Below are 22969 nucleotides of genomic sequence, written 5' to 3'. Positions count from 1 at the left end.
GTGCCCTCGGTGTCGCCGAGGTGCGAATGGCCCAGGGAACGCGCCGGAGTTGCGGCTGGGGAGAAGGGGGTGCCCGGAGCCGCCCGAGCCCCGGGGTGGCCGTCCCCTGCCGAGCGGTGGGCGGGCTGTCCGCGCCGGCCCCCTTGCGCATCTTGGTTAGTGCGATTAACTTGAGGTTAATCGCATTAACCAACGGCTCCAGGGAGAGACCATGGCCACCGCCACCACGGGCACCGCCACCACGGGCACCGCCACCACGGGCACCGCCACCACGGGCACCGCCACCACGGGCACCGCCACCACGGGCACCGCCACCACGGGCACCGCCACCACGGGCACCGGCACCGGCGGGCGGTTCCGCGCGCTCGGGACCCTCACCGGCGCCGTCGGCGTCGCCTTCTCCGCCTCGTGGATCACGAGCATGCTCGTCGGCGCCCCGATGCTGGACGTGGACGCCACCGGCACCGCCATCGTCGACACCGTCACCGGCCGCGAGGGCGCCCTCTTCGCCCAGTACCTGTTCTCCGAGGGACTGCCCGCCATCGGCATCGCGGTCATCTCCTTCGCCCTCGCCCGCGCCGCCGCCACGGTCCGCACCGCCACGGCCCTCCGCGCGCTCGGCCTCGCCGCCGCGCTCCTCTCGCTCGTCCAGTTCACGTGCGGGGCGTGGCTGTCGGCGTCGGCGGTGCCGAACGGCGACACCGGCCTGGCCGGCACGCTCCTGGAGGTCTCCAACCGGGGCGACGGCGCCAAGATGTTCCTCCTCGCGGCCCTGGCCCTCACCGCGCTGCCCGTTCTGACCCGCCGGCTCCGCTGGACGGGGCTCGCGCTGGCCGTGTCGATCGCCGTCTCGGGTCTGGGGTACCTTCTGCTCGTCCCCGCACTGGCGCCCGTGGCCTACGTCTCCGGCCCCCTGCTGCTGGTGTGGATGACCGGAAGCGCCCTCGCGGTGGCCCGTGCCGCCCGTCCCGCCGCGTGACCGCCGTGCGGACGGCGGGCCGGGTGCGAGATCGTCCAGGCACCCGACCCTCCGCGGAGACGGCGAGGAGAACGACATGCCCCGCGCTGGACTGACCCCCGGCCGCATCGTGGCCGAGGCCGCCGCGACCGCCGACGAGACCGGGCTCGAGCGGCTCACCCTCGCCGCCGTCGCCAAGCGCTGCGGGGTGTCGCTGCCCGGCCTGTACAAGCATGTCGACAGCCTCGACGCGGTCCGCTGGGGCATCGCGGTCCTCGCGGTCGGCGAACTCACCGATGTCCTCTCCCGCGCCGCGGTCGGGCTGTCCGGACGGGACGCGCTGCACGCCATCGCCGCCGCCTACCGCGGGTACGCCGCCGCCCACCCCGGCCGCTACGCCACCACCGTGTGGGCCCCGCGCCCCGGCGACGAGGACCATCTCGCCGCCGGTGCGGCGGCCGTCGGCGTCATCGCCGCCGCGCTCAAGGGCTACGGCATCACCGGCGACGACGCGACCGACGCGATCCGGATGCTGCGCGCGGCGCTGCACGGGTTCGTCGCGCTCGAGGCGGCCGGCGGGTTCGGCCTGGCCCGCCCGCTCGGCTTCGCCTTCGACCGCCTCGTCGACTCGCTCGACGCGTCCTACCGCACCTGGTACGACGACCGCCCGCCGTCCCGCGCTGAGGCCCGATGACCGGGTGGACGCGGGCGCCGGGGTCCGCGGAGACCCGCCGACCCGCCGCACCCTGACGTCACACCTGGACGCCGCCCAGCGCTCGCAGTTCCCGCGCGGCCGGAAGCGCTCGGGCGGGGTGGGGGAGGGCGCCCAGCATCTGGCCGACCAGTTGGCGCGTGGCCATGACCGGGCGGGGACGGTCGCTGAGCGACGTGACGGCCAGTTCGAGCCCCTCCCGCACTCCGCCGCACTTGACCAGGTCGATGGCGCGCATCAGATGGAGATTGGTGATCGGCGCTACCGCGGTCGGAGGGTAGAGGGTGTGGGCGTCGTCCACCGCCTTCAGTGCGCTCTTGTCGCCGGTGACGGTGCGGACGTACGCCTCGTTCCACTGCAATTGGCTTTCTCGGAACTCCAGCACGGTCGGTTCGCTGGAACTGTGGGGTAGCCGGTCGAACGTGCGCTTCAGCATGTCGAGACTCTCGTGCGCGGTGGCGTGGTCGCCGTGGAACGCGGCCGTGTAGGCACCGGCGGCATGAGCACGCGCGAGCCCTGATGAGGGTGTGCCGTTCGCGATACGGGCGGCGTCGCCGACCATGGTCATCACGGCTTGGTGCGAGATGCCGGTCCACGTCGCGTTCTGGGCGGCTCGGCCGCGCACCCAGACCCGTAGCGTCCGGTCGCCCGATGCGTCGGCGGCTCGGCGCGCCGTGTGCCAGGTCCGGCGCGCCGCGCGGTCGTCCCCGAGATTGCTGAGCGTTTCGGCCAGGACGCCCGAGAGCCCGGCACTCACCCGCAACAGCCCGACCTGCTGGCGGGGCGGACGGCCCTGCTTGAGAAGTTCGCCCACAGCGACGATATCCGCGGTCAATGCCGGAGCCAGCGCTTCGAATGGCCGCCGGTAGATCTGGTGGCCGTAGTCATGGACGACCCGTTCCCACTCCTCGATATCGGTGTCGAGACTGAGGACGCGGTCGATACCGGAGAGCAGTTCCTCCAGGACGCCGGGCGGGACGGCGGCTCCGGCGCCGAGTGCGGTGATGAGCTGGAGTGCCGCGCGGCGTTTCACGTCGTCGTACTCTGGGGTCTCGCCCTGGCAGTCAGCGCTTGCAATTCGCGCGCGGCCGGAAGCGCCCGGGCCTGGTCGGGCAGTGCCCGCAAGATCTGCCTCACCAGTTGGCTCGTCCCACCGGCCACCGTGACCGGCCGACTGCGGAGCGGGGCCAAGGCCGTTTCGAGTCCGGAGTCGATCTCGCGAGCTTTGATCATCAAGATGGCCCGCATGAGCGACAGGTTGACCACGGGGCCCAGCGCATCGGACGGGTACAGGGCACCGGCCTGGGTCAGCGTCGTGGCCGCTCTGCGATCCCCCGCCCTGGTGTGGACGTAGGACTCCGCCCAGCGGAGCTGACTCTCCCGGTAGGCCAGGACGGACTGGTCGTCCGGGGCGTCGGGCAGTCGGTCGAAGGCTCGCTTGAGCGCGCCGAGCGACTCGTGCGCTCGGCCGGCGTCGCCCTGGTCGGCCGCGAGGTAGGCGTGCGCGGCATGCGCGCGTGCCAGTCCGGCCGAAGGCGCCCCGGCTGCGATCCCGATGGCCGCGTTCGTCAGGTCGGTAACGACCGCGCTGGGTCTTCCGGCCCACACCGCGTCCTGCGCGGCCCGGCCGCGAACCCAGACCCGAAGGTCACGGTCACCGGACGCGTCCGCCGCGCGTTTGGCGATGCTCCAGGAGGCGCGCGCGGCGCGCTTGTCGCCCACGTCGCCGAGGTCGATCGCCAGGAGGCCGGACAGTCCGGCGCTGATCCGCAGCAGCCCGGACGCGTCCGGGCTGCCGCGGTGACGTCTGAGGAGCTCTCCCACGGCGATGATGTCGGCTGTCAGAGCGCTGATCAGTGTGCCGTTCGGTTGCGTGATGAGCAGTTGGCCGTACTCGTGAACGGTTGCTTCCCATTCGGCGAGGTCAATCGGGTCGCCCAGCGCATCCTCGATCCCAGCGAAGATGGTTTCCAGGACGCCGGGCGGGACGGCGGCTCCGGCGCCGAGTGCGGTGATGAGCTGGAGTGCCGCGCGGCGTTTCACGTCGTCGTCCCCCTGGTCGGGAGTGGGACTTTGATCCACGGTACCCACGGGGGTCGCGGGACGGCCATGGGGCGGGGCGGGGAACAACTCGTCTTCGGGGATGTCGAACGCGGCGGAGTAGGCGGCGGCCCAGTCGCGGGGGAAGTGGCTGCCTTTCTCCCATCCGAGGATCTGCCGGGTGAGGGTCTTGACCTTCTGGGGGCTGGGAGCGATCCCCACGGCCGCCAGTAGGTGGCGGGCCATGGCGAACTTGCCCCATCCGCGCGCTTCGCGTTCGGCTCCGAGCCGGGCGGCCCAGGCAGGGCGCTGCTGTTCGGTCATGGCATCGGCACCCTCCGGCACGCGGGGGACACAATGGTGCATCCCCACAGTGACGTCATTGTCGGTGTTCCATAACCGTCGTGCAGGGCTTTGACTTGAGTGAGTGCCGGGGCGCTTCGCGCCTCGAACCGGTCGATGTCGGTGACCGTTTCAGGGCCGCCGATGGGCGCGGCGTGGGACCGTCAGCCGGGCACGCCGCCGGAGGTCAGGCGGCCGACTCCGGCGTAGAGCCATTCGGTCCGGGGGCCGGCGGGGCCGTAGCCGGGGCGCCACTGCCAGGGTCGGACGAGACCGGGGTCGACGAGGTCGAAGCCGTCGAAGAGCGGCTCGATCCGGTCGCGGGGGCGGAACACGATCGGGCTGGTGGCGTCCTTGTAGGCGTCGACGACCTGGGCGACCTCGTCGGCGGGCGGGCCGTCCACGGTGAGGTGCGAGAGGGCGAGGTGGGACCCCGGGTGCATGCGGTCGCGGAACGCGCGGACGATCCCGGCGGGGTCCGCGGCGTCGCCGATGAAATGGAAGAGCGCGACGGAGAGCACCGCGACCGGCCGGGAGAAGTCGATCAGGTTCCGCAGGTCCGGATGCTCCAGGATGGTGCCGGGCTCGCGGACGTCGGCGGTGATGACCGTGGTGGTGTCGTTGGTGGCCAGGAGCGCGCGGCCGTGCGCGAGCACGATCGGGTCGTTGTCGACGTAGACGACCCGCGCGTCCGGGTGGACCTCCTGGGCGATCTCGTGCACGTTGCCCTGGGTCGGCAGACCGGTGCCGAGGTCGACGAACTGGTCGATCCCGGCCTCGGCCATGAAGTGGACGGCGCGCTGGAGGAAGCGGCGGTTCTCCCAGACGATGTCGTGCGACATCACCTCGCCGAGCGCCGCCTTGACCTGGGCGCCGGCCTGCCGGTCGACCTCGTAGTTGTCCTTGCCGCCCAAGAAGAAGTCGTACATGCGAGCGGGGGACGGGCGGCTGCTGTCGAGCGGTGGCGGTTGCTGTGCGTTGGGGCGCATGACCAGCCTTCGCGGGCAGGGGCGGGGGGTGTGCTGCGCGTTCATGATTCCACGCACATGATCACCAGGGCTACCGTCCGGCGCCGATTCCCGGCCGGTCCACCGCCGGGATGACCCGGATGCCCCGGTGGTGAGACTTGCGAGCCAGAGGGGGATGGCTCCGCGGCGTGGTGCCCGTCCGGGCCCCGCTTCCCTAACGTTCAGGTGGACGCGCCCGGCCCGGGCGGCACGAAGAGGGGAAGATCCATGCGCCAGAAGCTCCGCGTACTCGGGGCCGTCACGGTGGTCGCGCTCGGCGCGGGGACGGTCGGCGCGTGCGACGGGCCGTGGAAGCGGACGACGTTCGAGGACGACGCCGCGGTGCCGGGGAAGATCACGTCGGTGCGGCTGGAGAACCGGTCCGGCGGCATCGCGCTGCACGGGAGGCAGGGCCTGGCCAAGGTGACCCTGCACCGCTCGGTCAGCTACCGGGACCACCGGCCGGACGGCCCGACGCACCGGGTCGAGGGCGGCGTCCTGGTGCTCGGCGGCTGCGGCGACCGGTGCTCGGTGGGCTACACCGCCGACATCCCGGCGGGCATCCCGGTGACGGGCGGGGTGTCGTCCGGCGCGATCACCCTGTCCGCCGTGGGCGGGGTGCGGGTGACCGCCTCGTCGGGGCGGATCACCTTGGACGGGACCGGCGGCCCGGTCAGCGTCCGCACCAGCAGCGGCCGGATCAGGGGGACGGGGCTGCGGGGCGGGAAGATCGAGGCCCGGACGTCCAACGGCGCGATCGACCTGGCCCCGGCCACGCCGTCGGACGTCCGCGCGCAGACGTCCAACGGCGCCATCAAGGTCACCGTGCCGGCCGGCCGCTACCGGGTGTCGGCCAAGACCAGCCACGGCGGCAAGCACATCGGGGTGGCCGACGACCCGGCCGGCGCCCACCGGCTCGACCTGACCACCAGCAACGGGGCCATCACCGTCAAGACCGCGTAGCGCCGGGCTGCCGCGGCGAGACGGGCTCGTCCCGGCCGGCTAGGGCCTGTCTCAAAGTGCCTCGGCCGTCGCGCGAGCGCGTTACCTGGCCGGTGGGGCGAAGCCGGAGGCGAGCCCCATCGGCCAGATCGCGGAGCGATGTCGCGCTCGCCCAAGCCAGGTCGGCGTCCGAGCCGCCAGGCGAGGACGCCGGGCCGGGCTTTGAAACACGGCTAGTTCAGGATCGGGACGAGCCCGGCCGCGAACACCAGGTAGAAGACGCCGGCGAAGGCCAGCCGGGCGGGGGTCAGCCGGTGGGCCCGCATGGTCGCCAGCAGGTACACGATCGCGACCATGGTCATCAGGCCGGCCCAGGCCAGCGCGCCGTCGAACTTCCAGGCGGTGAACAGCAGCCCGAGGCCCGAGGGGACGGTCGCCTGGATCATCATCGCGCCGGAGATGTTGGCCAGGGCCAGCTTGAGCTTGCCCTGCCGGACCCAGATGATCGCGTTCATGATCTCGGGCAGCTCGGTGGCGATCGGCGACAGCAGCAGCGCGGTCACCGCCGCGGGCAGCCCGATCATCGGCCCGATCGCGTCGAGCTGGTGCACGAACAGCTGCGAGGCGAAGAAGATCACCACCAGGGTGACCAGCGTCTGGACGGCCACGGCCCACGTCGCCGGGGCGGCCCGGCGCGGCTGCATCTTCAGCGGCTCCAGCGCGTCGTCCTCCTCGTGCTCGCCCTCGAGGGCGGCGGCGGCCTCGTCGCCGCCGCGCATCTCGCGCCAGAAGTACACGGCGTAGGTGGCGAAGAACACCAGCCCGAGCCAGGGCTTGAACGCGAACGCCACCAGCCCGAGCGCGACCTTGAACACGAACACCGCCAGGAACCACCGCTGGTCCTTGACCAGCCGCGCCGCGTGCACCGGGTCGGTCAGCACCTCGCTCTGGCCCCGCCCGGTGTCGCCCTGCCCGGACGGCCCGCCCGAGGCGGGGACGGAGGCGGCCAGCTTGCGGCGGCGCATCAGCAGCGCCACGCCCGTCACCGCGTACGCGACCGTGGCCAGCGCCAGCGGGCCGCCCATCGCGGCGCCGACCCCGATGTCCTTGGCCTCGTCGCTCCCGCCGGTGGTCACCGCGACCAGCGTCACCACCGACTCCGGCAGCGCCGTGCCGAATGCCGCCAGGATCGTGCCGACCGCCATCTTGCCGACGTTCAGCCGCTGCCCCAGCCACTCCACCGCGTTGACGAACCACTCGCACGACAGGTAGATCACGACCGCGCACGCGACCAGCAGGACGAAATGCACCACGCCCGCCACCTCAAGCCTTCCCGGCGGTCACCGCCGGGGGCGAGAATTCAGGGGCGCATCCGGGGAGCCCGCGACCTCGACCCCTCCGGCGACGCCGCACACTCACGTCGACAAGGGACCGAAGGTCTCGCCCGCCCGTCGTCAGACCGGGCCCGGCCACCGGGAGCCGCGAGGGCTCCAGCATGTCGACGACCGGTTCGCAGGGCTACTCCCCTTCACAAACGCTCGGAAGACTACCCCATCGGCCTTCCGGGACGAGCCCGGCGGACCGGCGGCGGCGCCGTCCGGAGCCCCGCCCCTTCCCGGACGGTCAACACCTTGTCACTGATCGATTGCCCAGAGTCGCACACGGGAAGGGGGCCCGCGACATCCCGTCCCCGACACGCGAGGCGACTCCATGACCGACAGCCCGGCCCAGCCGCAGCCGACCGTCCGGCCGGACGACAAGCGCTACCCCGCGCTCAGCCGCGGCTTCAACCAGCGCTGGATCGCCGATCCGGAGTACGTCCGGGTGGTGCGCTCCGCCGAGGAGGTCCGCGCGGCGCTGGCCGCGGCGGTGAAGGAGAGGCCCGCGGACCCGGGGCGCACGCGGATCACCGTCCGCTCCGGGGGGCACTGCTACGAGGACTTCGTCTGCGGCGACGACGTCCGGGTGATCCTCGACATCGGCCAGATGTGCGCGGTGGCCTACGACCCGGGCATGCGGGCGTACTGCGTGGAGGCCGGCGCCACGAACTGGCACGTCTACAGCCACCTCTACCCGCTCAGCGGCACGGCCCTGCCGGGCGGCTCGTGCTACTCGGTGGGGCTCGGCGGCCACATCCCCGGCGGCGGCTACGGGCTGCTGTCCCGGCAGTACGGGCTCACCGTCGACTACCTGTACGCGGTGGAGGTGGCGGTGGTCCGGGCCGACCGCTCCGTCGAGCTGGTCCTGGCGACCCGCGACGACACCGACCGCGATCTCCGCGAGCTGCTGTGGGCGCACACCGGGGGCGGCGGCGGGAACTTCGGGGTGGTCACCCGGTTCTGGTTCCGCGATCTGCCCGAACCGCCCGCCCAGGTGCTGCTGACCGGCCTCGCCTGGGACTGGAAGGACTTCACCAAGGACGAGTTCGCCACCCTGGTCACCGCCTTCGGCGAGTACTTCCGCGACCATCAGGACCCCGGGACGGCGGCCGGCCGGCTGTTCGCGATTCTGAAGCTCACCCACGTCAGCAACGGCCAGATCGGGCTCCTCGCGCAGGTGGACGTCGACGACGGCACCGGGCCGGCCGCCATGCGCGAGTTCCTGGCCGCCGTCGACGACCGGATCGCGCCCAGGTCCCGGGCGATGGAGGGCGCGATGGGCGAGCATCCGGCCGTCGTCCACATGGACATCCCCCGGGTGATGCCCTGGCTGACGGCGACCCAGGCGCTGAACGGCAGTGGCCAGAACCGCTGCGGGAAGTACAAGTCGGCGTACCTGCGCGAGCCGTTCGCCCCCGAGCAGATCGACGCGATGTGGGCCTACCTGGGCAAGGAGAGGTACAAGGACTACAAGAACGACCAGGCCATCATCCAGGTCGACTCCTACGGCGGCGCCGTCAACCGGCCGCCGCGCGACACCGCCGCGCGGCAGCGCGACTCGATCCTGAAGCTGCAATACCAGGTCTACTGGACCGAGCACGACGTCCACGAGCCCGAGCACATGGCCTGGATCCGCGACACCTACAAGGCGACGTTCGCGGCGACCGGGGGCGTGCCCACCGTCGGCGGCCCCAGCGACGGGTGCTACATCAACTACCCCGACACCGATCTGAACCTCCCGGAGTGGAACGGCTCGGACCAGCCGTGGTCGACGCTGTACTACAAGGACGCCTACCCAAGGCTCCAGAAGGTCAAGAAGCGCTGGGACCCGCTCAACGTGTTCCGGAACCGCCAGTCCATCGAGCCGCCGCCCGGCTGACCGCTGGGGGTGGTCATGCTCCCCCGGGGGCCGGCCCGAAGCCCGGCACCAGCCGGTCGGCGAGCTGCTTCCGGGAGAGTCCACGCTCCGCGGCGGCCTCGCCCAGCGCCTGCCGCGCCCGATCCTTCAGCCGCTTGGGCCGCGCCTTCTCGGAGATCCCGTGGAGCTGCACGAGGGCGAGGTCGGAGCCGATCGCGGTGAGCGCGTCCACCCCGCCCAGCGCCACCTTGATCGCGCCCTGGCCGGGCCAGGACCGCACCATCGAGCCGAGCCGCCGCGCCGTCTCGTCGTCGCCGGTCCAGCGGAGCTGGCCCACCGGCCAGCCGATCGTGGGCTGCTCGCCGGAGAGCCGCCAGCGCTCGAAGAGCGCCCAGCCGAACTCGGCCAGCGATCGCGGATCGCACGCCTCCAGCGCCGCCGCGACAGGGGCGGCCGGCGCGCGGCGCGGGCCCGCCTTCGCCAGCGCGGTGACCAGATGCCCGATCGCCTCGGCGGGCAGGGCCCGCTCGCGCCCGCGGAGCAGCACCTGCGGGAGCGCGCCGGGGGCCGCCCACGCGGGCGGGGCCTTCCGCTTCGCCGCGACCAGCGCCTTCGGGACGTCCCGCTCGGGGGCCTCGTCGGCCCTGGCCCGCCAGGCGTCCTCGACGATCGAGCGGGCCTCGTCCGGGAGGCCGGGCAGCGCCGCGGCGAGCAGTTCGGGCCGGGCCGCCAGGTGGGCGTTCAGGAGGCCGGACGCCAGCCGCGCCCGCCTTGAGGTGTCCGTGGTGAGTGGCGGGAGAAGGCGCAGCGCCCGTACTGGGAACCGCTCGATCATCGCCTCCGCCTCAACCAGCACCATCTGCTGGTTGAGGCGCTCGCCCACCAGCCGGAACGCCTCGTCGGTGGGGAGCGCGCCGAGCACGTCGAGGAGCGCCCCGCGGTTGCTCGCCTCGGACTCCTCGTCGAGCGTCCTCGCCAGCAGCGGGGCGATCGCGGGGCCGACGCCTTCGGCGACCGTCGCGAGCACGCCGAGGGAGCGCTCGAGATTCCCCAGCTCCGCCTGGTCGCCGAGCCGCGCGATCTGCTCAGCGGACCCGAGCGAGCACCAGAGCGCCAGGGCGCCGGAGGTGCCGTAAGTGCGGTAGGTCCCGTGCACGGGCGGCGCGGCGCAGCATTCGTCCACCCAGTCCTGCCGGGTCGGCACGAGGAAGGACACGGCGGCCCGCTGCATGGGCGTCCGGCGGTGGTCGGCCAGCCGCTCCACGGCCTCGGCGTAGTCGGCGTCGCCGGCGGCGGCCAGCAGGGCCCGCATCCGCCTGCCGGTCTCGCCCTCGGCCCAATGGATCGACGCCCACGTGTTGGCGGTGACCGGCGCGCCCCCCTCCACGTCGTAGAACCGGGGGTACACCTGGTCGAGCTCGGCGCACGCGCACGCGGCGAAGGCGAGCCCGTGCTCGGCGGTCCAGGCGTCGACGCACGTCGTGATCGCGGGATGGCGGCCGTCGACGCGCCGCGACCGCACGATGAGCGTGACGACCGCCGCGCCGACGGGATCGGCCTTGCCGGCCAGGTACGCGCGCGCCGCCTCGACGAGATCGGGGGCGCTCCGCTCGTGGCCGAGCACCCGCTCCAGCAGCGGCCGGGCCTCTGCGGTCCGGGCGCGCAGTTCGCCGGGCGCGGCGGGGTCGAGCTCGACCGCGGGCGACGGCGCCGCGCCGCCGCGCCGGGGGTGCAGCACCTCCCGCCACGCGTCGGGGATCCGCAGGGTGTCCTCATCCGGCAGGACGGCGTCGGCCCGGGGGAGTGGATCATTCATACCGCCCACCGTAGGGCGCCCCCCGGACATCATGCCGGGGGCCGTGAGGCAACCCGATCCGGCTCCGGCGGAGGGTCTGGAGCAGGGGTAATATTTAGCGTCACATCAAAATTGCAGTGACTCCAAGATTTGTCCTAGGGTGGGTGCATGACCTTCGCCTTCGGCATCTACCCCGGCGCACTCCTCGGCAGCGACACGGGAGCCGTGGAGCCCGTCCGCCCCGACGACCCCGACCTGATCAACGACGCGCTGCGCCGCCTCCAGGGGGACGGGCGGACCCTGACGGTCCGCGCGTACCGCCCGTTCACGGCCACCGTCGTGCCGGACGCCCCGCCCACCCCGGCCGAGCCCGAGCGCTACCTGGAGGACGGGCGCAGGCTCGACCTGGTGCTGACGTTCCGCGAGCCGACCGGCGCGCTGGACGGCTGGCTCGACTTCGTCCGGGCCACCGTGCGGGACGAAGGGCCGCGGCTGGCGACGGTCCAGATCTGCGAGGAGCCCAACGCGGTGCTCCCCGTCCTGGACGGCAGCACGCCGAACGTGCGCGAGGCCCTCGTGCACGGCGTGATCGCGGCCAAGGAGGAGGCGCTCGCCAGTGGGCACGACCTCGGCGTCGGCTTCAACGCGGTGCCGACGTTCGACCCCGCCGACACGTTCTGGAAGGACCTCGGCGCGCTCGCGGACGAGCGCTTCCACCGGTCGCTCGACTACGTCGGCCTGGACTTCTTCCCCGACGTCTTCCGGCCGGTCCCGCCCGAGCGGCTCGCGGACGCGACCGCCTGGGTGGTCACGGCGTTCCGGGACGGCGGCCTGCGGGAGGCCGGCATCGACCCGTCCGTGCCCCTCCGCGTCTGCGAGAACGGCTGGCCCACCGGACCGGACCGGAGCGAGGCGCGGCAGGCCGAGGTCGTCGAGGAGGTCGTCCGGACGCTGGCCGGACTCCGCGACGAGCTCAACCTCACCGCGTACTCGTTCTTCAGCCTGCGCGACGCCGACAGCGCGGGCACCGGGATCTTCGACCGGTTCGGGCTCCTGCGGGACGACTACACGCCCAAGCCGGCCTTCGAGGCCTACCGGCGGCTGATCGAGGAGCTGGGAGACCGGCAATAACGAATCAGTCACGATAAGTGGCGGGGTGTTCCCTTCAGGTCGCGAGTGAGCAGTGGAGGAGGGTGCTTGAACACACTCAGACGCCCCCGGCGCCCTCCTTCTTCGCCCCCCGCCTCCACGGAACCGCCCGCGGCCGCTGGCGCTCCGGCGTGACCCTCGCCGCCTGCACCGTGCTCGCCTTCGGCGCGTCCGCCTGCAACGACGACAGCGCCGGCGGTGCCGGCGGCACCACCGGCGGCACCGCCTCCGCGTCGACCTCCTCGCCCCACTCCGCGCCCCACTCCGCGTCCGCGGGCGGTGCCGGTGGTGGCGGGGCCGCCTCATCGCGGTGCACGTCCGTCCAGCTCGGGATTCACCTCGGCATGTCGGACGTGGGCGCGGGCAACCTGCGCTACGAGCTGCGGCTCACCAACAAGGGCTCGCACAGCTGCACGCTCCAGGGGTACCCCGGGGTGTCGCTGCTGAGGGGCGACGGCAGCACCATCGGCCGGCCCGCGACCCATGAAGGCCCGGCGGGCGGCCTGGTGAGGATCGCGCCCGGCGGCGGTGCCCACGTCACCCTGCACACCCTCAACAAAGGCGTGAAGGGCGACGGCTGCTGGGAGGAGCCGGGCCTGCTCAAGGTGTACCCGCCCGGTTCCAAGGCCGCGATGACCCTGCGCACCACCTCGCCGCACGTCTGCGGCGACACCTTCACCGTGACCTCGGTCCAGGGGACGTGACCGGCGGTCCACCGCGCCGCCCCGGAGTTATCCTGCCCCCGTGCCCCTGAGCCGTCGTGCTCTCCTCTCGCTCACCGCCGCCGCGGCCGGCTGCTCGGCCGACGGCGAGCGGCTCCCCGCGCTGCGGCTCGCCACCGGCCCGATCGGCGGGCCCTACGGCGTGCTCGGCGACCGTCTCGCCGCCGAGCTGCGGCGCCGCGGCGGCCCGGTCCGGGTGTTCAAGACCGCCGCCAGCGTGGAGAACCTCGGGCTGCTCGCCGCGGGCCGCGCTGACCTCGGCTTCGCGCTGGCCGACAGCGCCGAGGACGCGGTGCGGGTCCGGCACCGGCCCGTCGCCGCGCTGGCCCGCATGTACATGAACTACGTGCACCTCGTCGTCCCCGCGGACTCCCCGGTGCGGGCCCCCGGCGACCTCGCGGGCCGCGCGGTGTCGATCGGGGCGGACGGTTCGGGCACCGCGGTCACGGCGGAGCGGATCCTGGCGGCGGCCCACCTCGCCCGGCCCGTCCGGCCCGTCCGGCTCGGGCTGGAAGCGTCCGCCACGGACCTGCGCGCCCGCCGGATCGCGGCCTTCTTCTGGTCGGGCGGCGTGCCCACCCCCGCGCTGGTGGCGCTCGGCCGCGCGACGCCGATCCGCCTCATCCCGCTCGGCGGCCTGGTGCGGAGCCTGCGCCGGGTGCACGGGCCGATGTACGACACCGTCACGGTGTCGGCCGGCATGTACGGCACGCCGGTGCCCGTGCCCACCGTGGGAACGGCCAGCTACCTCGTGTGCCGCGGCAGCCTGCCCGGCCGCGTCGCCCAGACCGTGACGGCGGTGCTGTTCGCCAGCCGCGACCGGCTCCAGGCGCCCGACGCCCCCGGCGCGCGGCTCGACCGCCGCTACGCGGTGAGCACGGGCGGGGTGCCGCTGCATCCCGGCGCCGTCCGCTACTACCGGTCGGTCTACGGCTGATCCGCGAGCCGCAGCTCCACGACGAGGCCGCGCGGCTCGTTCGCGCGGACGGTGAGCGTGCCGCCGCAGGCGCGCGCCAGCTCGGCGGCGATGGCCAGGCCGAGCCCGCTGCCCGGGACGTTGGTGTGCGCCCCCGACCGCCAGAACCGGCCGGACGCCTTCGCGGCGTCGCCCGCCGGCAGCCCCGGCCCGTCGTCGGCGATCCGCAGCACCACTTCCCCAGCGGGGGGCGACCCCCGGATCCCCGTCGGGTCGTCGGGTGGTCCTCGTTCCGCTCCGGTCCAGCCGGCGGGTTTTCCGGGGGGCGACCCCCGGACCCCCGCTGAGCCGTCGGGTGGTCCTCGCTCCGCTCCGGTCCAGCCGACGGGTTTTCCGGGGGGCGACCCCCGGACCCCCGCTGAGCCGTCGGGTGGTCCTCGCTCCGCTCCGGTCCAGCCGACGGAGACCGTCCGGCCCGGGGGGACGAACTTCGCGGCGTTCTCCAGCGCGATGTCGGCGATCCGCGCGACGGCGCCCGGCACCGCCCGTGCCCGCAGCGTCCCGGGCAGCTCCACGGCGAGCACCAGGCCCATGGCCTCGAACGGCTCGCGCCAGCCCGCCAGCCGCGCGCGCAGCTCGGCCGCCACGTCGACGTCCTCGACGACCGGGGCGTGCTCCACCCGGGCCAGTTCCAGCAGGCCGTCCACCAGCGTGACGAGCCGGTCCAGCTCGTCCAGCGCCTCCTCGTGCCGGCGGTTCTCCACCTGGATCATCACCGTGCTGAGCGGCGTGCGCAGCTCGTGCGAGGCGGCGTTCACGAACATCTGCTGCCGCTCGAACGAGCCGGACACCGCGTCCGCCATCGCGTTGAACCGCTCCTCCAGCCGGCGCAGCTCGCCGGGGCCGGTGCCGGGCACGGCCCGCACGTCGCGGCGCCCCTCGGCCAGCGCCCGCGTCAGCAGGTCGAGCTCGGTGACCGGACGCAGGATCCACCGGGCGAGCCCCCGCGCGGCCAGCACCGCGCAGCCGAGCGTCACCAGCGCGCCCAGCGCGAGGACGCCCCACACGACCGCGACGTCGCGGCGGGCCCGCCCGGTCGGCGCCCGCACCAGCACCGCGCCCGACACCTGCGCGTCGCGTCCGGCGGGCTCGGCGACCAGCACCGTGCGCGGCCCGAACGGGGTGACCGCCGGCAGGTCCTCGGTCGTCCGGCCCGACAGCGCCAGCAGCGTCGCGGCCCGGTCGGGGCCGCGCATCGCCCCCGCCTCGGCGACCACGGCGCCGTCGCGGTCGCGGATCCGCACCGCCGCGCCGTACAGGCCCGCGTAGCGGGCGATCTCACCATTCAGCGTCGCCCGGTCGCCCTCCCGCGCCGCCTGGTCGGCCAGCTCGGCGAACCGGGTCGCGTCGGCCCGCCGGTCGAGCAGCAGCCGCCCGGTCCGGTGCGAGGAGTACGCCCGCGCCAGCGGGACGGCCAGCGCCGCGATCACCAGCATCATCAGCACCGCGAACGTCGCGACCAGGCGCGACCTCACCGGCCCAGCCGGTAGCCCGTGCCGCGCAGGGTCTCGACCAGGCCGGGCCGCCCGGTCTTGGCGCGTAGATTCGCCACGTGGACGGTCAGCGAGCACGACGTCGACGGCATCGTGTCGCCCCACACCGTGTCGAGGATCTTCTCCCGGGTGCACACCACGCCCGGCTCCCCGGCCAGCAGCGCGAGCACGTCGAACTCCCGGCCGGTCAGTGCGACCGGCTCGCCCGCCACGGTGACCCGCCGCCCGGCCACGTCGACGCGGACATCGCCGACCGTCACCACCCGGTCGCGGCTCGGCAGCGGCCGGTGCCCGCGCCGCATCACCGCGTCCATCCGCGCCATCAGCACGTCGGTGCGGAACGGCTTGACCAGGTAGTCGTCGGCGCCGGAACGCAGGCCGCTCAGGACGGCGCGCTCGTCGCCGCGCGCCGTCACCACGATCAGCGGGACGAACGACACCCGCCGGATCTCGGCCAGCGCCCGCATCCCGTCCATGTCGGGCAGCCCGAGATCGAGCAGCACGATGTCGGCGCCGGCGGCCAGCCGGATCGCGTCGTCGGCCCGTCCCGCCCGCGCGACCTGATGGCGGTGCCTGGTGAGGGTGGTGACGAGGGCGTCCGCGAACCGGTCGTCGTCTTCGACCACGAGAACGCGCATGCGTCCAGCCTAAGCTCGTACCGGCACGGCGTCAGGGGCGTCCTCGCCACGGGTCAGCGCGGCGTCGCGGGTCTCGCGCATCAGCGCGTACACCACCAGCGACACCGCGGCGCAGCCCGCGACGTACCAGTAGAAGCCCGTCTCGATCCCGGCCTTCTTGAACCACAGCGCGACGTACTCGGCGGTGCCGCCGAACAGCGCGTTCGCGATCGCGTACGGCAGCGCGACGCCCAGCGCCCGCACGTGGGTGGGGAACAGCTCCACCTTCACCACCGCGTTGATCGAGGTGTACCCGGTCACGACGACCAGCCCGATCAGCGACAGCCCGAACGCCGGCCAGAAGCCGCCCGCGTGCGCCAGCGCCGTCATCAGCGGCACGGTGCCGACCGTCGCCCCGACGCCGAACGCGATCAGCAGCGGGCGGCGGCCGACCCGGTCCGACAGGGCGCCCGCCGCGGGCTGGAGCAGCATGAACACCAGCAGCACGCAGAAGCTCACCAGCGCCGCGGTGGGCTTGGGCAGCCCGGCGGTGTTGGACAGGTACTTGGTCAGGTAGGTGGTGAAGGTGTAATAGGCCAGCGTCCCGCCCATGGTGAGTGCGATGACCAGTAGGAACTCCCTGCGGTGCCGGCGCAGCGCGCGGATCGTCCCGCGCTCGCCGGAATGCTCGGAGGCGTCCTGGTCGTAGGCCGCCGTCTCCAGCAGGCTGCGCCGCAGGTACAGCACGACCGCGGCGCCCAGCGCGCCGATGACGAACGGGATCCGCCATCCGTAGGAGTGCAGCGCCGCGTCCGACAGGGTCCGCTGGAGGACGATCTGGAGACCCAGGCCGATGAGCTGCCCGGCCGTCATCGACACGTACTGGAAGCTGGAGGCGAACCCGCGCCTGCCCGGCGGCGTCGCCTCGGTCAGGTAGGTGGCGCTGGCCGCGTACTCGCCGCCCACCGAGAGCCCCTGCATCAGCCGCGCGACCAGCAGCACCACCGCGCCGAAGTAGCCGACGGAGTCGTAGGTCGGGGCGACCGCGATCAGCAGCGCGCTGCCCGACATCAGCGACACCGTCAGGGTGAGCGCCGCCTTGCGCCCGCGCCGGTCGGCGAACCGGCCGAGCAGCCACCCGCCGATCGGCCGCATGAAGAACCCCACCGCGAAGATCCCGGCGGTGTTGAGCAGTTGCGCCGTCGCGTTCCCCTTGGGGAAGAACGCGGCGGCGAAGTAGGTGGCGAAACTGGCGTAGACGAACCAGTCGTACCACTCGACCAGATTGCCCACCGAACCGCCGAGCACCGCCTTCCAAGGCGTGCGCCCGGACCCGGATCGTGCCGTCATCGAGGACCTCCCGCGAGGAGCCGTGGAAGGCGAGCGTCCCCCGGACGGCCGCCGGGGCGAAGGGCGGCGGCCGATATCTAATCCGCCCTTAACATTGGCCCCCCCGCGCCCTGCCGGTGACCTGGCCGTTCGGCGATTCCGGGCCGCTTCTATACTCCGTTACCGGTCACTCTGGCGACAGACGTCATCAGGCCCGTCCCGGCGAGGTGGACGGCCCGCGGGGATTGAACGCCTCCCATCGCCGGGTACGTACAAGATCGTTGTCTGGCGAAAGGAACGCACCATGCCCCTGTCCCCTCGGCTGCCCGCCGCCCCTCCGACGCTGTCGGCACTGGAGGAGTCCTACAACCGGGTGCTGCGCCGCGACCCCGGCGAGCCCGAGTTCCACCAGGCCGTCGCCGAGGTGCTGGAGTCCCTCGCGCCGGTGCTGGACGAACGCCCCGAGGTCGCCGCCGCCAAGCTGGTGGAGCGGGTCACCGAGCCCGAGCGCCAGATCATCTTCCGGGTGCCCTGGCAGGACGACTCCGGCGAGATCCACGTCAACCGCGGCTTCCGGGTCGAGTTCAACAGCGCACTCGGCCCGTACAAGGGCGGCCTGCGCTTCCACCCCACCGTCAACCTCGGCATCGTGAAGTTCCTCGGCTTCGAGCAGATCTTCAAGAACGCGCTGACCGGTCTCGGCATCGGCGGCGGCAAGGGCGGCAGCGACTTCGACCCGCGCGGGCGCTCCGACGACGAGGTGATGCGCTTCTGCCAGTCGTTCATGACCGAGCTGTACCGCCACGTGGGCGAGCACACCGACGTGCCGGCCGGCGACATCGGCGTCGGCACCCGCGAGATCGGCTACATGTTCGGCCAGTACCGGCGGGTCACCAACCGCTGGGAGGCGGGCTTCCTCACCGGCAAGGGCCAGGAATGGGGCGGTTCGGCGGGCCGCACCGAGGCCACCGGCTACGGCAACGTGCTGTTCACCGCCGAGATGCTCCGGCGCCGCGGCGAGGACCTGGACGGGCAGCAGGTCGTCGTCTCCGGCTCCGGCAACGTCGCGATCTACACGGCCGAGAAGGCGCAGGCGTTCGGCGCGAACGTGATCACCGTGTCCGACTCCGACGGCTACGTGGTCGACGAGAAGGGCATCGACCTCGACCTGCTCAAGCGGGTCAAGGAGGGCCAGCGGGGACGCGTCGCCGACTACGCCGACCTGCGCGGCGCCTCGGCCCGGTACGTGCAGGGCGGCAGCGTGTGGGACGTTCCCGCCGACATCGCCCTCCCGTCCGCCACGCAGAACGAGCTGGACGTCGACGCCGCGCTGATCCTGGTCCGCAACGGCGTCAAGGCGGTCTCCGAGGGCGCGAACATGCCGACCACGCACGACGCGGTCCGGGTCTTCCAGGACGCGGGCGTCGCGTTCGGCCCCGGCAAGGCCGCCAACGCTGGCGGCGTCGCGGTCAGCGCGCTGGAGATGCGGCAGAACGCGGGCCGCGAGTCCTGGTCGTTCGACCAGGTCGAGACGGAACTGGCGCAGATCATGCGCGACATCCACGACACCTGCTACGAGACCGCCGAACGCTACGGCGCCCCCGGCGACTACGTCATCGGCGCCAACATCGCCGGTTTCGAGCGGGTCGCCGGCGCGATGCTCGCCCAGGGCCTGGTGTAGTCCCCCCACGCGGCGCGTATCCGCTGAGCGGTCCGGCGTCGTTATACTCCCGGGAAATTTCGGCGCCCGCCGCTTCCGAGGAGAGCCAGTGATGAGCACCGGACCTTCGATCGACCAGACGCCCGGAGCCCGTCTTGGGTAGACGCGGAGGTGGCGGCCGGGGCGGGGGCGGCGGCCGGGGCGGACGAGGCCGGGGCGGGCACGGAGCGGCCGGGGGAGTGTTCGGCCGGGCCGCGGGGGAGGCGTTCCGGTCGCCTCCGGGCCGTTCGCGCGGCGGCGGGCACGGCGGGTCACCCCGGACCCCGGGCCGGCGCGGCGAGAACCCCCCGCCGCGGCGCAGCGGGAACGACCGCGCGGGCGCCAGGCCGAACGACACCAAGTCCACGACCGACGACCCGATCGACGTCGTCACCGGCGAGGTGCTGCTGACCCAGACCGACGTGGAGTTACCGGGAGCGCTCCCGCTGCTGTTACAGCGCACCCACATCTCCACCTACCGCGCCGGCCGGCTGTTCGGCACGTCGTGGGCGTCGACGCTGGACCAGCACCTGGAGCCGGACTCCGAAGGGGTCCATGTCCTGCCGGACGACGCCACGGTGCTGAAGTATCCGCAGGCGGTGCTGCCCAACATCGAGTTCCGCCCGGTCGAGGGGCCGCAGCGCCCGCTCGTCCTGACGTCCGGAGGCGGGTACGAGCTCACCGACCCGCACTCGGGCCGCACCCTGCACTTCGCCGCTCCCGGAGAGGAGCACGGCTGGTCACGGCTGCCGCTGGTCGCGATCAGCGACCGGAACGGCGACCGCGTCGAGCTGCTGTACGAGGACCAGGTCCTGGTCGAGGTCCGGCACTCGGGCGGGTACCGCATCGCGGTCGACAGCGCGGCCCTGGACCCGGCCGCGCGACACCCGGCGGGCCCGGATTCAGCGGGCCCGCCCGGCGGATCCGGCGGGCCCGCAGAACACCGGATCACCGCGCTGCGGCTGCTCACCGGGGAGGCGGACGACCCGCCGGGCGGTGTCACCCTCGTCCGCTACGGGTACGACGAGCGCGGCCACCTGGCCGAGGTGACCGACTCCTCCGGCCGGCCGCTGCGGTTCACCTACGACGACGAGGGCCGCCTGACCGGCTGGGTCGACCGGAACGGGTTCTGGTACCGCTACGAGTACGACGGCGAGGGGCGGGCCGTCCGCGCCACCGGCAAGGACGGCTACCTCAGCGCCACCCTGTCCCACGACCCCGGGAACCGCACCACGGTCGTCACCGACGCGCTCGGCCACACCACCACCTACCGGTACAACGAGCTCTTCCAGGTCGTGTCCGAGACCGACCCGCTCGGCGCGACGACCCGCACCGAATGGGACCGGCACGACCGCCCGCTCGCCCGCACCGACGCCCTCGGCCGCACCACCCGCTACACCTACGACGAGCACGGCGACCTCACCGCGGTCGCCCACCCCGACGGCACGCGCGCCACCGCCGTGTACGACGCCTCGCACCGTCCGATCGAGATCACCGACGTCGGCGGGGCCGTGTGGCGGCAGTCCTTCGACGCCGCCGGGAACCTGGTCGAGGCGACCGACCCGGCGGGCTCGGTGCAGCGCTACGCCCGCGACGAGCGCGGCCGGCTCACCTCGATCACCGACCCGCTGGGCAACGTGACCCGCGTCGAGACCGACCCCGCCGGGCTGCACACCGCGACCATCGATCCGCTCGGCGGGGTCACCCGGTACTCCTATGACGCGGCGGGCAGGCTGACCGGCCTCGTCGACCCGGTCGGCGGGACCTTCCGCTACGGGCGGACCCCCGAAGGACGGCTCGCCTGGCGGACCCTCCCCGACGGCACGACCGAACGCTGGAGCCACGACCCCGAGGGCAACCGGACCGAGTACGTCGACGCCCTCGGCCGGGTCGTCCGCACCGAGTACGGCGCGTTCGACCTCCCGGTCGCCCAGATCGGGGCGGACGGGGCGCGCCTGGAGTTCACCCACGACAGCGCGCTGCGCCTGACCGCCGTCACCAACCCCCAGGGCCTGGTCTGGCGCTACGAGTACGACGCCGCGGGCAACCTCGTCCGCGAGAGCGACTTCAACGGCCGGGTCCTGGAGTACGCCTACGACGGGACCGGCCGGCTGGCGTCCCGCACGAACGGCCTCGGCCAGACCATCGCGTTCACCCGCGACGCGCGCGGCCTGGTCGTGGAGAAGCGGTCGGACGACGGCGTCACCAGCTTCTCCTACACCGCGAACGGTTGGCTGGAGAGCGCGGCCAACGCGCACGCGGAACTGCGGTTCGAACGCGACGCGCTCGGCCGGGTGACCGCCGAGCACTGCAACGGGCGCCCGCTCCTGTCGTCCTACGACGCCCGCGGGCGGCGGGTGCGCCGGCGCACGCCCACGGGCTCGGAGAGCAGGTGGGAGTACGACGCCGTCGGGCTGCCGCGCTCCCTCGCGGCCGGCGGGCAGTCGATCCACTTCGAGCACGACGCGGCGGGCCGCGAGGTGCAGCGCCGGATCGGCGCCGGCGCCGTCCTCAGCCAGGTCTGGGACGCCGCGCACCGGCTGACCTCGCAGACCGTCTGGGGCGCGCCCGCCCCGTCCGAGCGCCGGGCCCGGCTGCTCCAGCACCGGGGCTACGCCTACCGGGCGGACGGCGCCGTCGCGGCGATCGGCGACCGGCTCGGCGGCGACCGGACGTTGGAGTTCGACGGCGTCGGACGCGTCACCGCCGTCCACGCCCAGGGCTGGACCGAGCGGTACGCCTACGACACCGCGGGGAACATCGCCCAGGCCGCCGGGCCCACCGCCGACCCCGAGGCGCAGGGGGACCGCGAGTACACCGGGACGATGCTGAGGCGCGCGGGTTCGGTGCGCTTCGAGCACGACGCCGCCGGACGCGTCCTGCTGCGCCAGCGGTCCCGCCTGTCCTCCAAGCCCGACACGTGGCGGTACCGCTGGAGCGCCGAAGACCGCCTCACCGGCGTCGAGACCCCCGACGGCCGGCAGTGGCGCTACCACTACGACCCGCTCGGACGCCGCATCGCCAAGACGCGGCTCGCCCCGGACGGCGAGGGCGTGCTGGAGCAGGTGGACTTCGCCTGGGACGGCCCCGTCCTCGCGGAGCGGGTCGAGCGCGTCTGGTCGCCCGAGCGGGGCGCCTACACCGGGTCGAGCACGGTCTGGGAGTACGAGCCCGGCGGCATCCGCCCGCTCGCCCAGCTCGAACGGGCCCCGGACGCCGGACAGGGGATCGACGAGCGGTTCTACGCCATCGTCGCGGACCTGGTCGGCACGCCCGCCGAGATGGTGGACGCCTCGGGCCAGGTCGTATGGCACCCGCGCCGGAACCTGTGGGGCGGCCGGACGGAACCCGCCGGCACCGACTGCCCGCTCCAGTTCCCCGGGCAGTACCGCGACCGGGAGACCGGTCTCGACTACAACCACCACCGCTACTACGACTCGGCGACGTCCCGCTACCAGAGCGGCGACCCGCTCGGCCTCCGGGGAGGCACCGACCCGCACGCGTACGTGTCCAACCCGATGGAGGCCATCGACCCGCTCGGACTCGCGCCCTGCAAGCTCAACATGGGCGCCGGGCAGAACCCCATGCCCGGCGCGGTCAACATGGACAGGACGCCGGGGCCGGGGGTCGACGTCGTCGGCGACGCCAACCACCTTCCGTTCAGGAACGGCGCGTTCAACGAAGTGCACGCCGTCAACCCCTACGGTTACAACCCGGTCAACCCGGAGACCGCGCGCGTGCTCGAACCGGGTGGGACGCTGTCGGTCACCGGCAGCCCGAAGAACAAGTTCATCAAGCCGCCCGCCGACCTCGAGGGCATGGGCTTCAGGCTGGAGCACGAGGGACCGATGATCCCCGAACACGGTTTCGGGACCCAGCGCCTGACGAACGGGAGCCCGCTCTCGACCACCGACAACCACATCACCCGCAGATACCGAAGGATCTGATGCC

17 protein-coding genes are annotated in these 22969 nt (G+C 73.5%); 9 read left to right on the top strand and 8 right to left on the bottom strand.

The window, feature by feature from the left end; all coding sequences use genetic code 11:
* Positions 1-211: 211 nt before the first annotated feature.
* A complete protein-coding gene (locus QP090_RS24775) occupies positions 212-979 on the top strand; it encodes a hypothetical protein (RefSeq protein ID WP_285941753.1) in 768 nt (255 codons plus the stop codon).
* Between the two features lie 76 nt (positions 980-1055).
* The gene (locus QP090_RS24770) at positions 1056-1652 is read left to right on the top strand and encodes a TetR/AcrR family transcriptional regulator (RefSeq protein WP_285941750.1); all 597 of its coding nucleotides are present in this window, start codon (positions 1056-1058) and stop codon (positions 1650-1652) included.
* A gap of 58 nt (positions 1653-1710) precedes the next feature.
* Here the strand turns inward: QP090_RS24770 and QP090_RS24765 are convergent, their stop codons facing one another.
* From QP090_RS24765 to QP090_RS24755, 3 genes are all read right to left on the bottom strand, one after another.
* Positions 1711-2703 (bottom strand): XRE family transcriptional regulator, encoded by a 993-nt coding sequence (locus QP090_RS24765; protein ID WP_285941748.1) that lies wholly within the window; start codon positions 2701-2703, stop codon positions 1711-1713.
* A complete protein-coding gene (locus tag QP090_RS24760) occupies positions 2700-4034 on the bottom strand; it encodes an NsdA family TPR-like regulatory protein (RefSeq protein WP_285941746.1) in 1335 nt (444 codons plus the stop codon). Before QP090_RS24760 ends, QP090_RS24765 begins: the two co-directional genes overlap by 4 nt.
* 182 nt (positions 4035-4216) lie before the next feature.
* Positions 4217-5041, bottom strand: coding sequence for an SAM-dependent methyltransferase (locus QP090_RS24755; protein ID WP_285941744.1), 825 nt, complete (start codon positions 5039-5041; stop codon positions 4217-4219).
* A gap of 246 nt (positions 5042-5287) precedes the next feature.
* Here QP090_RS24755 and QP090_RS24750 point away from each other — a divergent pair, with 246 nt between their 5' ends.
* Positions 5288-6022 (top strand): DUF4097 family beta strand repeat-containing protein, encoded by a 735-nt coding sequence (locus QP090_RS24750; RefSeq protein ID WP_285941740.1) that lies wholly within the window; start codon positions 5288-5290, stop codon positions 6020-6022.
* Between the two features lie 212 nt (positions 6023-6234).
* Here QP090_RS24750 and QP090_RS24745 read toward each other — a convergent pair whose 3' ends face one another.
* Positions 6235-7314 (bottom strand): sodium:calcium antiporter, encoded by a 1080-nt coding sequence (locus QP090_RS24745; RefSeq protein ID WP_285941738.1) that lies wholly within the window; start codon positions 7312-7314, stop codon positions 6235-6237.
* Positions 7315-7711: 397 nt separating this feature from the next.
* On the opposite strand from QP090_RS24745, the gene QP090_RS24740 reads away from it, so the two are divergent.
* Positions 7712-9259, top strand: coding sequence for an FAD-binding oxidoreductase (locus QP090_RS24740; RefSeq protein WP_285941736.1), 1548 nt, complete (start codon positions 7712-7714; stop codon positions 9257-9259).
* 13 nt (positions 9260-9272) lie between these two features.
* Here QP090_RS24740 and QP090_RS24735 read toward each other — a convergent pair whose 3' ends face one another.
* The gene (locus tag QP090_RS24735; RefSeq protein WP_285941734.1) at positions 9273-11054 is read right to left on the bottom strand and encodes a hypothetical protein; all 1782 of its coding nucleotides are present in this window, start codon (positions 11052-11054) and stop codon (positions 9273-9275) included.
* Positions 11055-11201: 147 nt separating this feature from the next.
* Between QP090_RS24735 and QP090_RS24730 the strand changes: the two genes are divergently transcribed.
* The 3 genes from QP090_RS24730 (at position 11202) to QP090_RS24720 (ending at position 13841) form a co-directional block, all read left to right on the top strand.
* Positions 11202-12164 (top strand): hypothetical protein, encoded by a 963-nt coding sequence (locus QP090_RS24730; protein WP_285941732.1) that lies wholly within the window; start codon positions 11202-11204, stop codon positions 12162-12164.
* Between the two features lie 62 nt (positions 12165-12226).
* Positions 12227-12886: a DUF4232 domain-containing protein gene (locus QP090_RS24725; RefSeq protein ID WP_285941730.1), complete on the top strand. Its 660-nt coding sequence runs from the start codon at positions 12227-12229 to the stop codon at positions 12884-12886.
* Between the two features lie 40 nt (positions 12887-12926).
* On the top strand, positions 12927-13841 hold the full coding sequence (locus tag QP090_RS24720) for a TAXI family TRAP transporter solute-binding subunit (protein WP_285941728.1): 915 nt from the start codon (positions 12927-12929) through the stop codon (positions 13839-13841).
* Here QP090_RS24720 and QP090_RS24715 read toward each other — a convergent pair.
* The 3 genes from QP090_RS24715 to QP090_RS24705 are packed head-to-tail and all read right to left on the bottom strand — an operon-like array spanning position 13832 to position 17340.
* Entirely contained in the window at positions 13832-15355 is a 1524-nt protein-coding gene (locus QP090_RS24715) for a sensor histidine kinase (RefSeq protein ID WP_285941726.1), read from the bottom strand. The genes QP090_RS24720 and QP090_RS24715 overlap by 10 nt on opposite strands.
* Positions 15352-16011, bottom strand: a complete 660-nt coding sequence (locus QP090_RS24710) for a response regulator transcription factor (protein ID WP_285941724.1) — start codon at positions 16009-16011, stop codon at positions 15352-15354. Before QP090_RS24710 ends, QP090_RS24715 begins: the two co-directional genes overlap by 4 nt.
* Before the next feature lie 9 nt (positions 16012-16020).
* Positions 16021-17340: an MFS transporter gene (locus QP090_RS24705; RefSeq protein ID WP_285941722.1), complete on the bottom strand. Its 1320-nt coding sequence runs from the start codon at positions 17338-17340 to the stop codon at positions 16021-16023.
* Positions 17341-17623: 283 nt separating this feature from the next.
* Between QP090_RS24705 and gdhA the strand changes: the two genes are divergently transcribed.
* Complete coding sequence (gene gdhA / locus QP090_RS24700) at positions 17624-19000, top strand: NADP-specific glutamate dehydrogenase (RefSeq protein WP_285941720.1); 1377 nt, start codon at positions 17624-17626, stop codon at positions 18998-19000.
* A gap of 218 nt (positions 19001-19218) precedes the next feature.
* The gene (locus tag QP090_RS24695; protein ID WP_285941718.1) at positions 19219-22965 is read left to right on the top strand and encodes a DUF6531 domain-containing protein; all 3747 of its coding nucleotides are present in this window, start codon (positions 19219-19221) and stop codon (positions 22963-22965) included.
* Positions 22966-22969 lie beyond the last annotated feature (4 nt).

Source organism: Actinomadura xylanilytica, assembly GCF_030283145.1.
Taxonomy (GTDB): domain Bacteria; phylum Actinomycetota; class Actinomycetes; order Streptosporangiales; family Streptosporangiaceae; genus Spirillospora; species Spirillospora xylanilytica.
Note: the sequence above shows the minus strand (reverse complement) of the source record. Positions and strands in the feature narration are given on the sequence as shown.

Coding starts and splice junctions, on each gene's coding strand:
- QP090_RS24740 (WP_285941736.1), top strand. CDS start 7,712: ATGACCGACAGCCCGGCCCAGCCGCAGCCGACCGTCCGGCCGGACGAC.
- QP090_RS24705 (WP_285941722.1), bottom strand. CDS start 17,340: ATGACGGCACGATCCGGGTCCGGGCGCACGCCTTGGAAGGCGGTGCTC.
- QP090_RS24770 (WP_285941750.1), top strand. CDS start 1,056: ATGCCCCGCGCTGGACTGACCCCCGGCCGCATCGTGGCCGAGGCCGCC.
- QP090_RS24760 (WP_285941746.1), bottom strand. CDS start 4,034: ATGACCGAACAGCAGCGCCCTGCCTGGGCCGCCCGGCTCGGAGCCGAA.
- QP090_RS24710 (WP_285941724.1), bottom strand. CDS start 16,011: ATGCGCGTTCTCGTGGTCGAAGACGACGACCGGTTCGCGGACGCCCTC.
- QP090_RS24750 (WP_285941740.1), top strand. CDS start 5,288: ATGCGCCAGAAGCTCCGCGTACTCGGGGCCGTCACGGTGGTCGCGCTC.
- QP090_RS24730 (WP_285941732.1), top strand. CDS start 11,202: ATGACCTTCGCCTTCGGCATCTACCCCGGCGCACTCCTCGGCAGCGAC.
- QP090_RS24755 (WP_285941744.1), bottom strand. CDS start 5,041: ATGCGCCCCAACGCACAGCAACCGCCACCGCTCGACAGCAGCCGCCCG.
- QP090_RS24735 (WP_285941734.1), bottom strand. CDS start 11,054: ATGAATGATCCACTCCCCCGGGCCGACGCCGTCCTGCCGGATGAGGAC.
- QP090_RS24775 (WP_285941753.1), top strand. CDS start 212: ATGGCCACCGCCACCACGGGCACCGCCACCACGGGCACCGCCACCACG.
- gdhA (WP_285941720.1), top strand. CDS start 17,624: ATGCCCCTGTCCCCTCGGCTGCCCGCCGCCCCTCCGACGCTGTCGGCA.